Below are 14,840 nucleotides of genomic sequence, written 5' to 3'. Positions count from 1 at the left end.
AGTCCCTGTCAGCGGCGCAGCTGCAGGTAGTTGGCGGGGCGCTTTTCCAAAAACGCGGCAATGCCCTCGGCCGATTCCGGTGTGGCCTGCGCCCGCACCATCAGCTCGGCTTCCATGTCCAGCTGCGCTTCCAGGCCGTTGTCATAGGCCGCGCGGCACAGCGACTTGATGCTGGCCATGGCCTGCAACGGCCCATCGGCCAGCTGCGCAGCCAATGCGACGGCCTGGGCCAGCGCATGGCCCGGCTCGGCCAGGCGGTTGACCAGGCCCAGTTGCTGCATGCGCTCGCCGCTCACCCGGTCGCCGGTCAGGCACAGCTCGGTCAGCAGCTGGCGCGACAGGTGCTCGGCCAGAAAGGCCGTGGCGCCACCGTCGGGCGACAGCCCCACCTTCACATAGGCGACCGAGAACGCGGCATTGCGCGCTGCCACCAACATGTCGCAGGCCAAGGCCAGCGACAGGCCGGCACCGGCGGCCGCGCCCTCCACCGCCGCCACCACGGGCTTGGGGCAGTCGCGCAGCGCACGCACCAGGTCATGCAGGCCTTCGAGCAGCTCACGGCGCTTTTCCAGCGGCTGGTCACGGCGCGTCGCAATGCGGCGCAGATCGCCACCGGAGCAGAAATGCCCACCCGCCCCGGTGAGCACAATCGCGCCCACGGCCGGGTCGGTCGCTGCGTCTTGGAGCGCTGCTGTCAGGCCCAGGTAGAACTCGGGCGACAGCGCATTGCGCGCCGCCTCATTGTTGTTGGTCAGCACCAGCACGCCGCCTTCGCGGCGCGCCAGCAGCGCGGGGTTTGCGTTGCTGGCGGCCGTCATCAGACGGCCTTGGCTGCAGCGCGTTCCCGGGCCTGCAGCGCCATGTAGCGCGCCAGGTGGTGGTCCATGTCGCCCAATTGGTGGTCGATCATGATGATGCGCTTGGCGTAATGCGCCAGCGGGAGCTCCCAGGTCACGCCGATACCGCCATGCATCTGGATCGCCTCTTCGGCCATCAGGGTGCCAATCTGGCCCACGCTGTACTTGGCCGCCGACAGCGCTTTTTCACGTTCGACGTAGTCGGGGTTGTCGATGGCCGCTGCCGCGTTGATGACGGCAGAGCGCGCCTGCTCGGCTTCGAGCAGCAGATCGGCCATGCGGTGCTGCAGCGCCTGAAAGCTGCCGATCGGCACGCCAAACTGCTTTCGGGTGCGCAGGTACTCCAGGGTGTGGTTCTTGGCCACATCCATCGCGCCCAGCGATTCGGCCGCCAACGCAAGCAGGCCAAAGCCGCTGATGCGTTCGAGCAGCGCATGGCCCTCTCCGAGCTTGCCCAGCAAGGCATCGGCATCAACCTTGACGTTGGCCAGCACCAGCTCGGCGGCATGGCCGCCATCGATGCGGCCATAGCCCCGGCTGCTGATGCCGGCGGCATCGCCCGGCACCAGGAACAGCGAGATGCCGGCCTCATCGCCCACGGCGCCTGCCGTGCGGGCGGAGACCAGCAGCAGCTGCGCCTGGTCGCCGAACAGCACCACGGCCTTGCTGCCGTTCAGCACCCAGCCATCGCCCTCGGCTTGGGCGGTGGTCGCCACGCGGTTGAGCTCATAGTGGTTGGCCGGCTCGTCATGCGCCAGCGCGGCAATCGTCTCGCCACCGATGATGCCTTCGAGCTGCGCCTTCTGGGCATCGCTGCCGGCCTCGGTCAACGCACGGCCCACCAGCAAGGCGCCCAGCAGCGGCTCTGCGACCAGGTGCGTGCCCAGCGCCTCGAACACCACGCTGATATCGACGCCATCGCCACCAAAGCCGCCATCGGCCTCCTTGAACAGCGCGCCAATCGCCCCCAGTTCGGCCAGCTTGGCATAGGTCTCGGCGCTGAAGCCCTGGGCGCCATAGGCGGCCTTGTTGCGGTACTCGGTGCTGTACTGCTCGCTCAGGTAGCGGCCCAGCGCGTCCGCCAGCATGCGGCGGTCTTCATCCAGTTGAAAATCCATAAAAATTCTCCTTACAAGCCGAGGATCATCTTGGAGATGATGTTGCGCTGGATTTCGTTCGAACCGCCGAAGATCGACAGCTTGCGGTAGTTGAAATAGGCCGCAGCGGCCGTGGCCGCCTCCTTGGGGCCCACGGGCTCGTCGGCGTATTCGGCAAACTGGGCCTCTTCGATGAACGGCAGCGCATAGGGGCCCATCGCGCGGCGGATCAGCGACAGCAGCTCCTGGCGGATGACGGTGCCCTTGATCTTGAGCATCGAGCTCTCGGCGCCCGGCACACCGCCACCCGCGACCGACGCGATCACGCGCAGGTTGGTGGTGGCCATGTTCAGCAACTCGATCTCGACCTTGGCCATGCGGGTGGCAAACTGCGGGTCTTCGATCAGCGGCTTGCCATTGCGCTGCACGCGCTGGGCGATGACCTTGAGCTTTTCCAGCCCGGCCATCGAGAAGCCCACGCCGGCGATGCCGGTGCGTTCATAGGTCAGCAGGTACTTGGCGTAGGTCCAGCCCTTGTTCTCCTCGCCCACCAGGTTTTCCAGCGGCACCTTCACATCGGTTAGAAAAACTTCGTTGACTTCCTTGTCGCCGTCCAGGGTGCGGATGGGGCGCACTTCGACGCCGGGCTGGTTCATATCGATCAGCACAAAGCTGATGCCCTGCTGCGACTTCACCTCCTTGTTGGTGCGCACCAGGCAGAACATCATGTTGGCGTGCTGGCCCTGGGTGGTCCAGGTCTTCTGGCCATTGACGATGTAGTGGTCGCCGTTGCGCACGGCCGTGGTCTTGAGCGAGGCCAGGTCGGAGCCGGCGCCTGGCTCGGAGTAACCCTGGCACCACCAGTCGTCGCCATTGAGGATGCGCGGCAGCCAGTGGCTTTTCTGCGCCTCGTTGCCGTACTTGATCAGCACCGGGCCGAGCATCGACAGACCAAAAGGCACCAGGCGCGGGCCACCGGCCAGGGCGCACTCGTCGTCAAAAATGAACTTTTGCACCGGCGACCAGCCGGTGCCGCCAAATTCCTGCGGCCAGTGGTAGGCCAGCCAGCCCTTCTTGTTCAGAATGGCATGCCAGTTTTCCTGGTCAAAGCGCGTCAGGCGCTGGCCAGCCTTGACCTTGGCGGCCAGTTCCTGGGGCAGGTGGTCTTTCAAAAACGCACGTACTTCGGCGCGGAACGCTTCTTCTTCGGGACTGAATTGCAAGTCCATGGCTATCTCCTCATTAACGTGGGCAGGCAAGGCCTGCGCATCTCAAACTCGGCGCTGCGCGATCTGAGTGACGACCAGCAAGGGCCGCCCCGCAGCGGCGGCGTCGTCCCCTGGGGGAAGGCGCGCAGCGCCTCAGGGGGGGTCAGAAAATCTCGAACAGGCCAGCAGCACCCATGCCGCCACCCACACACATGGTCACCACGCCCCACTTCACTTTCTCGCCCCGGGCCTTGCGGCGCTGGCCTTCGAGCAGGATATGGCCGGTCAGGCGCGCGCCGGTCATGCCAAAGGGGTGGCCGATGGAGATCGCGCCGCCGTTGACGTTGAGGCGGTCCATCGGGATGCCCAGCTTGCGCTGGCAGTACAGCGCCTGCGACGCAAAGGCCTCGTTCAGCTCCCAGAGGTCGATGTCCTGCACCGTCAGGCCGTGGCGCGCCAGCAGCTTGGGCACGGCAAACACCGGGCCAATGCCCATTTCGTCGGGCTCGCAACCGGCAATCGCCAGACCGCGGAAGGCGCCCAGTGGCGTCAGGCCGAGCTTGGCCGCTTCCTTCGCTTCCATCAGCACGCAGGCGGCCGAGCCATCGGACAGCTGCGAGGCATTGCCGGCCGTGACGAAGTTGCCCGCGCCCTTGACGGGTTCGAGCTTGGCCAGACCTTCGAGCGTGGTCGAGGGGCGGTTGCAGTTGTCCATGGTCGCGGTAACGTCCTTGTAGCTGACCTCACCGGTTTCCTTGTTCTTCTCGGCCATGCGCGTGGCGCAGGGCACGATCTCGTTGTCGAAGGTGCCATTGGCCTGCGCCGCAGCGGTGCGCTGCTGGCTTTGCAGCGAGAAGGCATCCTGGTCCTCGCGGCTGATGCCGTAGCGCTTGGCCACTACATCGGCGGTGTCGATCATGGCCATGAACAGGTCGGGCTTGTGCTCCACCAGCCAGGGATCGGCATCCGAGGGGTTGGTATTGCTCGAACGGATCAGCGAGATGCTCTCGACACCACCCGCTACCATCGCCGGTGCACCATCGACAATGATGCGGCCGGCCGCAAACGCAATCGCCTGCAGGCCCGAGGCGCAGAAGCGGTTGACCACGGTGCCACCCACGCTGATGGGCAGACCGGCACGCACAGCTGCCTGGCGGCCGATATTGCGGCCGGTCGTCCCTTCGGGGTAGCCGCAGCCCAGCACCACGTCTTCGATCAGCGCCGGATCGATGCCGGCGCGCTGCACCGCTGCGCTGATGGAAAAGGCCGCCAGTTGCGCACCGGGCGTGACATTGAACTCCCCACGGTGGGATTTGGCCAGCGGCGTACGCGCTGTCGAAACGATGACGGCTTCACGCATGCATGTCTCCTTGGGTCTGAGCGACCGTTGATTGTGATTTTTGGGGCCGGCCGCGCTTGTCACCCAAGCGCTAACCGCCATTTTTGATCGTGCAACCCGGGCTTCGCCTGCATGGAAGCCATGGGTTGTCTCAAGCCTGACGCTGCGTCAGGCTGCCTTGTTCAGGCTCTCGAAGTTCTCGCCCTTCTCCACCAGCTCCACCAAGAGCGGCGATGGCGTCCAGAACAGCGCGTCTTCCTTCGCGAACTCGCGGATGTCGGCCAGGATCTTGTCCAGGCCCACCATATCGGCCCACTTCATCGGGCCGCCCCGGAAGCGCGGGAAGCCGTAGCCGTAGAGGAAGGTGACATCCACATCCAGCGGACGCAGCGCAATGCCTTCGCGCACCACATTGGCGCCTTCGTTGACCATCGCGGCCATGTAGCGGCGCATGATCTCGGCATTGCTGAAGCTGCGCGGTGTGACACCGGCGCGCTGGCGCTCGGCATCCACAATCGCCAGCACTTCGGGGTCTTGCTCGCCCACGCGTGCGCCTTGCGGGTACAGGTAGTAGCCGCGCTGGGTCTTCTGGCCGAACCAGCCCTTTTCGGCAATGCGGTCGGCAATCTGCACATAGCGGGCCTTGGGGTCGCGCGTGGCGGCCTTGCGCTTGCGCGTGGCCCAGCCAATGTCGCCACCGGCCAGGTCGGCGACCTGGAAGGGGCCCATCGGGTAGCCAAACTCGCGCACCGCCTCATCGATCTGGTAGGGCGAGGCACCGTCTTCGAGCAGGTAGTTGGCGGCCTCGCGGTATACGGCCAGAATGCGGTTGCCGATAAAGCCATCACAGACACCGGCGCGCACGGGCACCTTCTTCATGCGGCGGGCCAGCTCGAAGGCAGTGGCCACCACATCGGCGCTCACCTTGGCGGGCACCACGATCTCCAGCAGCTTCATGATGTTGGCGGGGCTGAAGAAGTGCAGACCGATGACATCCTGCGGGCGCGAGATGCTCGCGGCAATCGCATCGATATCCAGGTAGGAGGTGTTGGTGGCAATCACGGCGCCGGGCTTGCAGACCTTGTCCAGCTCGGCAAACACGGCCTTCTTGACACCCATCTCTTCAAACACGGCCTCGATCACCAGGTCCACCTGGGCGAGCGCGGCGTAGTCGGTGCTGCCGCTGTAGCGCGCCATGATGGCGGCCTTTTTCTCGGCCGTCATGCGGCCCTTGGCGATCAGGCCGTCGTAGACCTTTTCCACATTGGCGCGGCCCCGGGCGATGGATTCCTCATCGCGCTCGACCATCACCACCGGCAGGCCGGCATCCAGCGCCGCCACGGTGATGCCGGCACCCATGGTGCCACCGCCGACCACGCCGATGCTGTTCAACGCACGCGGTGCGGCGGCCTTGGCTTCGGGGATCTTGGCGGTTTCACGTTCGGCAAAGAAGGCATGGATCAAGCCGGCGCGCTGCGGGCTCTCCAGGCACTGCACAAACAGCTTGCGCTCGTTTTGCATGCCTTGCTCGAACGGCAGGTCCAGCGCGCCCTGCACGCATTCGATGATCTTGCCGGGCGAGAACAGGCCCCGGCTTTTCTTGGCCGATTCGGCCTTGGCGGCATCGAGTTCGGCCTGCGACGCGGCCTTGTCGGCCAGCGCCGTGGCTTCGCGGGTGCGGCGCACCGGCGCGTTCTGCGCCAGCAGTGCGTTGGCATAGGCCAGGCCCGCCGTGCGGGCATCGCTGCCTGCGGGCTCGACCTTGTCGACCAGGCCCATGGCCAGCGCTTCTTCGGCACTGGCGTGGCGGCCCGAGAGCATCAGGTCCAGCGCGGCCTTGACGCCGATCAGGCGCGGCGTGCGCTGCGTGCCACCGGCGCCGGGCAGCAGGCCCAGTTGCACCTCGGGCAGGCCCAGCTTGGCGCCGGAGACAGCCAGGCGGTAGTGGCAGGACAGCGCCACTTCCAGACCACCGCCCAGCGCCGGGCCATGGATCGCGGCCACGACGATCTTGTCGCTGTTTTCCAGCTGCACCAGCACATCGGGCAGGCTCGGCGGCATCGCGGGCTTGCCGAACTCACGGATATCGGCACCGGCAATAAAGGCCTTGCCACTGCCCACCAGCAAGATGGCCTGGACCTGCGCATCGCTGCGCGCCTGGGCCACGGCATCGGCCAGACCTTGGCGTACGGCCTGGCTCAATGCGTTGACGGGGGGATTCTGGATCGTGACGACCAACACCTGCCCTTCGCGGGCAATGTTCACCACAGCGGCGTTCTCAGCGCTCATGCATGTCTCCTGGTAGATCAATCGAAAGCTTGTTTCGAACCATTGTCAGTGCAACTAGGCTTATTTGACAATCACATAGAGGATTGACAGACTGTCAAAGGAATTTAGACAATCGCATCCCATGGACCACAACGCCCTCACCTTGCTGGTGGAAATCATCGATTCCGGCAACCTCAGCCGCGCCGCCGCCAAGCTGAAGATGAGCCGCGCCAATGTCAGCTACCACCTGGCCCAGTTGGAGAAATCGGTGGGCGTGCAGCTGGTGCGCCGCACCACGCGCCGGGTCGAACCGACCGAGGTGGGCCTGCGCCTGTATGAGCATGGCCGCAGCATCCGCAACGAGCTGGCCGCCGCCAGCGAAACCATCCGCAGCCTGGGCAAGGGCCTGCAGGGCCGGGTCGGGCTGGCGGTGCCCAGCGGCTATGGCCAGCTGGTGATGAGCGACTGGCTGATCGCCTTCAAGCGCCTCTACCCCGACATCGTGCTGGATGTGATCTTCGAGAACCGCGTCGACAACCTGGTGCGCGACGAAGTGGACATTGCGGTGCGTGTGCTGCCTACGCCGCCCGACAACCTGGTGGCCCGCCACATGGGGGAGATGAACTATGTCGCCTGCGCCAGCATCGACTACGCGGGCCAGAACATGCTGCCCCAGCAGCCCGAGGACCTGCGCCATGTGCCGCTGATCACCAGTGGCGTGGTCGGCAAGCAGCTGCTGGTGCGCGCCTACCAGGGCGATGTGCGCAAGGAGATCCGGCTGGAGCCCAGCCTCATTTCCGAGCATTTTCCATTCCTGCGCCAGGGCATCATGGCCGGCCTGGGCGTGGGCATCGTGCCGGATTATGTGATCCGCGCCGAGGTCGAGCGCGGCGAGGTCGTCACCACCTTGCGCGACTGGCGCCTGAGCATTTTCGGCAACCACATGTACCTGCTGTGGATGCCCAACCGCCACCAGACCAAGGCGGTGCGCACGATGATCAGCTTCCTGCTGGAGCAATCACAAAAGGCCGGCAGCCTGCCTGCGCTGAGCTGAGCAGCGCCCCTTCATTCGCATTCCAACGCCGAGTCGCCCGCAGCACGCCTGCCAGTGCGGCTTGCGCCCTGCAATCAGGTTCCCGTCAGGTAAGCGCCCTTAAGGTGGCGGCGCCTGCGTGCGTGCCCATCCTGGCCCAGATGCGCGCAGGCATGGAACCACACAGGATTGAACCGAATGAAAATGACAAGAGACATCCATGACATCGTCGGCGGCCTGCTGATGTCAGCAGCAGGCCTGTTCTTTGCGCTCTATGGGCGCGAATACAACTTTGGCAGTGCAGACCGCATGGGGCCGGGCTACTTCCCGGTGGTGCTGGGCTGGCTGCTGTTTGGCCTGGGCCTGCTGCTGGCAATACCCGCCTGGTGGCGCCAGGGCAGCCCCATCGTGCTGCAGTGGGGCAACCTGTTCTGGTCCGTGGCCAGCCTGCTGGCCTTTGCACTGCTGCTCTACCCGCTGGGCGTGGCTCTGGCGGCACTGGCCGCCAGCCTGGTCGCACTGATCGCCACCAAGATGCGCCTGCGCACGCGCCTGCTGGTCAGCCTGGCCGTGGCTGCGCTGACCACGGTCATCTTTCCCATTGGTCTGCGCATGACCCTGCCCATCTGGCCCTGAGCCCGGCACTGACAAAGGATCTCTATGGATTTGCTTGGAAACCTCTGGATGGGCCTCAATGTGGTGGCCGATCCCTCAACGCTCTGGTACTGCTTCCTGGGCGTATTTTTGGGCACCGTCGTCGGCGTGCTGCCCGGCATCGGTGCGCTGGCCGCCATCTCGCTGCTGCTGCCCTTTACCTACCATATGTCGCCCACGGCGGCCATCATCATGCTGGCCGGCGTCTACTACGGCGCGCAGTACGGCGGCTCCACCGCCTCCATCTTGCTGAACCTGCCGGGCTCACCGTCATCGGCGGTGACCTGTCTGGACGGCTACCCGATGGCGCGCAAAGGCAAGGCCGGGGTGGCGCTCTTTGTCACCACGATTGCCTCGCTGGTCGGCGCCATGTCGGGCCTGATCCTGCTGGTGCTGTTCTCGCCGGCGATCTCCAAGATCGGCCTGCAGTTCGGCCCCACCGAGTTCTTCTCGATGATGCTGCTGGGCCTGGTCGCCGCCTCGTCGATGAGCGCCGGCTCGGCCACCAAGGGCCTGTGCATGGTGGTGTTCGGGCTGCTGCTGGGCATGATCGGCACCGATGTGAATTCGGGCGTCGCGCGCTACTCGTTCGACATCCCCGAGCTGATGGACGGCATCAACCTGGTGGCGCTGGCAATGGGCCTGTTCGGGGTGGCCGAGGTGATCCGCTGCATCAACCTGGCCGATGCCAACCAGAAGCCCGACAAGGTCACCCTGCGGTCGATGGTGCCCGAGCGCCAGGAGTTCCGCGACACGATCAAGCCGATGCTGCGTGGCTCGGCGCTGGGCTCTTTCCTCGGTGCACTGCCGGGCGTAGGCCCGTCGATCGCGTCCTTCATGTCCTATGCGATTGAAAAGCGCGTGGCCAAGGACCCGAGCCGCTTTGGCCATGGCGCCATCGAAGGCATCACCGCGCCCGAGTCGGCGAACAATGCCGCTGCGCAAACCGCCTTTGTGCCCTCGCTGTCCATCGGTATTCCGGGTGACGCGGTGATGGCTGTGATGCTGGGCGCGCTGATCATCCACGGTATCCAGCCCGGCCCGATGCTGATGACCGAGCAGCCCCAGCTGTTCTGGGGGCTGATCGTCAGTTTTGCGATCGGCAATATTTTCCTGGTGATTCTGAACCTGCCCACCATCGGGCTGTGGGTTGCGCTGCTGCGCATTCCCTTTGCCTGGATGTACCCGGCGATCCTGGTGTTTGTCGCGCTCGGCGTCTACAGCGTCAACAACAACCTGTTCGACATCTACATGGTGGCCGTGCTCGGCGTCATCGGCTATGTGCTGATGGTGCTGCGCTTTGAGGCCGCGCCGCTGCTGCTGGGCTACATCCTGGGGCCGATGCTCGAAGAGAACCTGCGCCGTGCGATGCTGCTGTCTCGTGGCGATGCCTCGGTGTTCTTCAACCGGCCGATCAGCGCTTCGTTGCTGGCGCTGACCGGTGCGATCCTGCTCTGGGCCATCTGGTCGGGCGTGCGCAAATCGCGCAAGGAAGCCCGCGATTTTGCCGTTGCGCAAGAGAACGCGGCACCCGCTACCGCTGCGTCTTAACCCTGTTGCACTCCAGTGCGCCTGTTCTCGCCACCCGGCCTGAACAGGCTTTTTTCTGGCCGCTGTGTTGTGCTTTTGCTAGGCTTGAGCCATGCGAATTCTTGTGATTGAAGACGATGCCGTGCTGCGCGACGTGGTGGTCAGCAGCCTGCGCGATGCGGGCCACCATGTGGACCAGGCGGCCGACCTGGGTGCGGCAGAGCACTGGTGGCGGGTGCAGCGCTTTGATGCCATCCTGCTCGACCTGAACCTGCCCTGCAGCGCCGTGCGCGGCAGTGCGATGGGCAGCGGCCTGGCCCTGCTGCAGCAGGCGCGCAGGCGGGGCGACAACACCCCGGTGCTGGTGCTCACCGCCCGCAACCAGACCCCCGACCGCATCGCCGGCCTGGACAGCGGCGCCGATGACTACCTGGGCAAACCCTTTGCGCTGGCCGAGGTGGAAGCCCGGTTGCGCGCGCTGGTGCGCCGCGCCATTGGCACGCAGGATGTATCGACCGTGGGCCAGCTCAGCCTGGAGCGCAACAACCGGCGCTTTCGCGTCGGCATGCAGCCGCTGGATCTGCCGGCGCGCGAATTCGAAGTGCTGTGGGAGCTGATGAGCCCGCCCGGCCGCGCAGTGAGCAAGCGCAGCCTGTCGGACAAGCTCTCGGGCTATGACGACGCGCTGGGCGACAACGCGCTCGAAGCCTTTATCTCGCGGCTGCGCAAGAAGCTGCAGCACAGTGGCGCGGCGATCCGCACCCTGCGCGGCATTGGCTACCTGATCGAGGCCGACAGCGGCGATGCCGCATGAGCGCCGCCACTACCGCCACCACCCGCCCCGGCCCGCTGCCATCGCTGCGCATGCGCGTGCTGCGCCATGTGCGCGGGCCGCTGGTGTGGACCTGGTTGCTGGGCACCGTGTTCATGATGGCGCTGGCCAACCATTTCACCCAAAGCGCCTTCGACCGCGCACTGCTCGACGATGCCTATGCGATTGCCTCGCACCTGCGCGCCGATGACGAGGGCAAGGTGGCCCTGCAGTTGACCGACAGCGAGCTCAAGGCTGCCCTCTTCGACCAGGCCGAGTATGTGTACTACGCCGTCTACCGCAGCGATGGCAGCCAGCTGGCCGGTGAGCCGCTGCCGCTGCTGCCCTGGGACGAGAGCGAGCCGGTGAGCTACCGCGAAACCCTCTACAACGGCCAGCTGGTGCGGGCGGTGGCGCTGCGCAGCGCCGTGGGCGAGCAGCAGCTCAGCATCGTGATGATGCACACCACGCGGGTGCGAGACAGCCTGATCCAGCACCTGTTCCTCTATGCCGCGATCCCGCAGCTGACCTTGCTGGTGCTGCTGCTGTGGTGGCTGCACCACCGCATCGGCCAGGACATGGCACCGCTGGCCGCGCTGCAAAGATCGCTGTCGCGGCGCGATGCGCAGGATCTGGCGCCGATCCCGCCCAGCGCGCCGGCGACCACGCGCGAGATCGAGCAACTGCACCAGACCACCAATGCGCTGCTCGCCCGCATTGCCGATAACGTCGAGGCCCAGCGCGAGTTTGCCGGCAATGTGGCGCATGAGGTGCGCACGCCGCTGGCCGGCATCAAGGCGCTGGCCGACTATGGCCTGGGCCATGCCGACCCTGCGGTGCAGCAGCAGCAACTGCAGCGCATCTCCGACAGCGTGGCGCGTGCCAGCCACCTGGTGGACCAGTTGCTGCTATTGGCGCTGAGCGACGAGGCCAGCGCCGTGCACCTGGCGCCGGTGGCCGCTGCCGAGCAGGTGCAGCAGGCGGTGCTGCGCCACTGGGATGCCGCCAGCCGCGCCCGGATCGACCTGGGTGCCGAGGGCCTGGACACGGCCGAGGCCGAGCAGCTGCGCATCGCCGCCGATGCCAACCTGCTCGCCGCCATGCTGGACAACCTGATCCTCAATGCGCTGCGCTATGGCGGCCAGTCGGTCACCGTGGCCTTGCAGGCCGCTGACGATGGCGGCAGCGTCGAGCTGGCCGTCATCGACGATGGCCCGGGCATGAGCGAGGAACAATGCCAGGCCGCGATGCAGCGCTGGCAGCAAGGGCCCAGCGGCCAGTCACTGGGCCAGGGCGCCGGCCTGGGGCTGGCGATTGTGGCCAAGCTGGCCCATCTGCAGCAGGCGCGGTTTCAGCTGGCGCCGCGCTCAGAGGGATCAGGATTGCGCGCCAGCCTGGTGTTCAGTGCAGTACAAAATCGCGCACCTGGGGAGCCTTAGCCAGCGGCGCCTCGCCCAGCATCTCCAGCACCGAGGACTCAATGCCGTAGACCATCGCGTCGAGCGCCAGGTCATTGGCCTCCATGCCAAAGGGGTGCTCCAGCTCTGCGCCCAGCGCCTCCAGCGCGAAGAAGGTGTAGGCGACAAAGCAGACGATCACCGGCGTCATCGTGCCGATGGAGTCGAGCAGGCCAAAGGGCAGCAAAAAGCAGTAGATATAGATGCTGCGGTGCAGGATCACAGAATAGGTGAACGGAATGGGCGTGCTGGCGATGCGCTCGCAGCCGCCCAGCGCACTGCCCAGCCGCGCCAGTGCCTGCTCGAACACGGGCACCACGGCCGGCGCAATATGGCCTTGCAGGCACTGCGTGCCGACCCAGCGCTGTACCAGCAGCAGTGCGACGGCCGCCGGATAGCGCGCCTGGCTGATCTGCTGCACCTCGCCCTGGGGCAGGAACAGCGCCAGATCGGCCCGCGCATCGCTGCCGCGCAGCTGGTGCTTGAGCGCATAGGCAAAGGCGCAGAGGCGCAGCACCAGCATGCGCGCCTGTGCGCGGTCCTGGGTCAACGTCAGCGCCTGGGCCGCCAGGTGCCGGCTCTCGACCAGCAACACGCCCCAGAGCGTGCGTGCCTCCCAGAAGCGCGCATACGAGGTGCTGTTGCGGAAGCCCAGAAAGATCGCCAGGGTCAGGCCGATCAGCGAAAACGGCACAAAGTTCAGCGGCACTTTCCAGCTCAGGATGGAGCCGTGCAGCATCGTGGCCACCACCGCGAGGATGGTGATGAGGACCAGCTGCGGCGTGATCGCCGGCAGGATGGAGCCACGCCACACAAACAGCATGCGCAGCCAATGCAAGGGAGGACGGACGATCATGGCCGGTATTGTGCGGCCAGGGGTATATCCGACGGGCTTGCTGGCCTCGCGATGCCAGCGTGCCGGAGCCTCCCGGCGGACGCCGCTCGGGAACGGGCTACCGCAGCGAGGGGCAGCAGGGGACGCAAACGCCTTGCCGGCGGCCGCAGGCATGCACAGCCGCCGCCCGGCCACCGGCCCGGATCAGTCCTGCCCGGCCTCGTCATCCCAGCGCTTGAGCTGCGCCAGCTTTTCGCCAATCTTCAGCTCCAGGCCCCGGGGCACGGGCTGGTACCAGCCGGGCTCGTCTATCCCTTCCGGGAGATAGGTTTCTCCCGCCGCGTAGGCGTTGGGTTCGTCATGCGCGTAACGGTACTCATGCCCATAGCCCAGCTCCTTCATCAGCTTGGTCGGGGCGTTGCGCAGGTGTACAGGCACTTCGCGGCTCTTGTCCTGCTTCACAAAGGCCTTGGCCAGGTTGTAGGCGTTGTAACCGGCATTGCTCTTGGCGGCCATCGCCAGGTAGATGACGGCCTGGCCCAACGCCAGCTCGCCTTCGGGGCTGCCCAGGCGTTCATAGGTCAGCGCGGCATCATTGGCGATCTGCATCGCGCGCGGGTCGGCCAGGCCAATGTCCTCCCAGGCCATGCGCACAATGCGCCGGGACAGGTAGCGCGCATCGGCGCCGCCGTCGAGCATGCGGGTGAGCCAGTAAAGCGCGGCATCCGGGTGCGAGCCGCGCACCGACTTGTGCAACGCGGATATCTGGTCGTAGAAGTTGTCACCGCCCTTGTCAAAACGGCGGCTGTTCAGGGTCAGCGCGTTCTGCAGGAAGTCTGCAGTGATCTTGGTCATGCCCGAAGCCTGCGCTGCCGTGCTGGTCTGCTCGAGCAGGTTCAAAAAGCGCCGGGCATCGCCATCTGCATAGCCAATGATGGTGTCGGTGGCCAGGTCATCAAACGCAAGATGGCCCAGTGCGATCTCTTGGGCACGCTTCAAGAGCAGGCGCAGCTCCTCGTCTGTGAGCGACTTGAGCACATAGACCTGGGCGCGCGACAGCAAGGCCGAGTTCACCTCGAACGAGGGGTTTTCGGTTGTCGCGCCAATGAAGGTGACCAGGCCGCTTTCGGCATAAGGCAGCAAGGCATCCTGCTGCGATTTGTTGAAGCGGTGGATTTCATCGACAAACAGGATCGTGTGTTTGCCCATCGCCAGGTTCTGCTGGGCCTGCTCCATCGCTGCGCGGATGTCCTTGACGCCGGAGAACACGGCAGACAGCGCAATGAACTCGCACTTGAAAGCGGTGGCCGTCAGCCGCGCCAAGGTGGTCTTGCCGACACCGGGCGGGCCCCAGAAGATCATCGAATGGGGTTTGCCGGACTGGAAAGCGAGCCGCAACGGCTTGCCTTCTCCCAGCAAGTGGGACTGGCCCACCACCTCATCCAGCGTCTTGGGGCGCAGCGCCTCGGCCAGCGGCGCGGCCGGTTCCTGGCTAAACAAATCAGCCATGCAGGCCTCCGGAACCACGGTGGGCTGTCCCGGCACACCGCAGCCATGGGCCGTCGGGGCAGGACGCTTGCCTACTACGTTTATGCACTGCAACCCTACTAATCCCTGGGGTGCATATGCCTTTGCTGATCTGGGTCACGATTTTTCGCAGAAAATAAGGGTTTATACGGATTCACGTCGCATCAGATATTACAGGGCTCTCATTGGCCCAGCCTATAACACCAGCCCCGGCATGGACGCCG

12 protein-coding genes are annotated in these 14,840 nt (G+C 65.6%); 5 read left to right on the top strand and 7 right to left on the bottom strand.

Annotated elements, in window-relative coordinates:
• Positions 1-8: 8 nt before the first annotated feature.
• The 5 genes from MJ205_RS01705 to MJ205_RS01685 all read right to left on the bottom strand — a co-directional run bounded on the left by MJ205_RS01705 (position 9) and on the right by MJ205_RS01685 (position 6,790).
• A complete protein-coding gene (locus MJ205_RS01705; RefSeq protein WP_239810910.1) occupies positions 9-818 on the bottom strand; it encodes an oxepin-CoA hydrolase, alternative type in 810 nt (269 codons plus the stop codon).
• Entirely contained in the window at positions 818-1,975 is a 1,158-nt protein-coding gene (locus tag MJ205_RS01700; RefSeq protein ID WP_239810909.1) for an acyl-CoA dehydrogenase family protein, read from the bottom strand. Before MJ205_RS01700 ends, MJ205_RS01705 begins: the two co-directional genes overlap by 1 nt.
• Before the next feature lie 11 nt (positions 1,976-1,986).
• Positions 1,987-3,183: an acyl-CoA dehydrogenase family protein gene (locus MJ205_RS01695; protein ID WP_239810908.1), complete on the bottom strand. Its 1,197-nt coding sequence runs from the start codon at positions 3,181-3,183 to the stop codon at positions 1,987-1,989.
• Between the two features lie 142 nt (positions 3,184-3,325).
• On the bottom strand, positions 3,326-4,522 hold the full coding sequence (locus MJ205_RS01690) for an acetyl-CoA C-acyltransferase (RefSeq protein ID WP_133858690.1): 1,197 nt from the start codon (positions 4,520-4,522) through the stop codon (positions 3,326-3,328).
• 147 nt (positions 4,523-4,669) lie between these two features.
• On the bottom strand, positions 4,670-6,790 hold the full coding sequence (locus MJ205_RS01685) for a 3-hydroxyacyl-CoA dehydrogenase NAD-binding domain-containing protein (protein ID WP_239810907.1): 2,121 nt from the start codon (positions 6,788-6,790) through the stop codon (positions 4,670-4,672).
• Positions 6,791-6,911: 121 nt separating this feature from the next.
• On the opposite strand from MJ205_RS01685, the gene MJ205_RS01680 reads away from it, so the two are divergent.
• From MJ205_RS01680 to MJ205_RS01660, 5 genes are all read left to right on the top strand, one after another.
• A complete protein-coding gene (locus MJ205_RS01680) occupies positions 6,912-7,823 on the top strand; it encodes a LysR family transcriptional regulator (protein WP_239810906.1) in 912 nt (303 codons plus the stop codon).
• Positions 7,824-8,000: 177 nt separating this feature from the next.
• Positions 8,001-8,438 (top strand): tripartite tricarboxylate transporter TctB family protein, encoded by a 438-nt coding sequence (locus MJ205_RS01675; RefSeq protein ID WP_239810905.1) that lies wholly within the window; start codon positions 8,001-8,003, stop codon positions 8,436-8,438.
• Positions 8,439-8,462: 24 nt separating this feature from the next.
• Positions 8,463-10,007 carry a tripartite tricarboxylate transporter permease gene (locus MJ205_RS01670; RefSeq protein ID WP_239810904.1) on the top strand — a complete coding sequence of 515 codons (1,545 nt, stop codon included), beginning with the start codon at positions 8,463-8,465 and terminating at the stop codon, positions 10,005-10,007.
• Between the two features lie 91 nt (positions 10,008-10,098).
• Positions 10,099-10,800 carry a response regulator transcription factor gene (locus MJ205_RS01665; protein WP_239810903.1) on the top strand — a complete coding sequence of 234 codons (702 nt, stop codon included), beginning with the start codon at positions 10,099-10,101 and terminating at the stop codon, positions 10,798-10,800.
• A complete protein-coding gene (locus tag MJ205_RS01660; protein WP_239810902.1) occupies positions 10,797-12,236 on the top strand; it encodes a sensor histidine kinase in 1,440 nt (479 codons plus the stop codon). Before MJ205_RS01665 ends, MJ205_RS01660 begins: the two co-directional genes overlap by 4 nt.
• Here MJ205_RS01660 and MJ205_RS01655 read toward each other — a convergent pair.
• A complete protein-coding gene (locus MJ205_RS01655) occupies positions 12,199-13,110 on the bottom strand; it encodes a bestrophin family protein (protein WP_239810901.1) in 912 nt (303 codons plus the stop codon). The genes MJ205_RS01660 and MJ205_RS01655 overlap by 38 nt on opposite strands.
• 183 nt (positions 13,111-13,293) lie before the next feature.
• Complete coding sequence (locus MJ205_RS01650; protein WP_239810900.1) at positions 13,294-14,598, bottom strand: replication-associated recombination protein A; 1,305 nt, start codon at positions 14,596-14,598, stop codon at positions 13,294-13,296.
• Positions 14,599-14,840: the final 242 nt, after the last annotated feature.

The sequence above is a fragment of the Comamonas sp. B21-038 genome (assembly GCF_022387135.1).
Taxonomy (GTDB): Bacteria; Pseudomonadota; Gammaproteobacteria; order Burkholderiales; family Burkholderiaceae_C; genus Comamonas; species Comamonas sediminis.
Note: the sequence above shows the minus strand (reverse complement) of the source record. Positions and strands in the feature narration are given on the sequence as shown.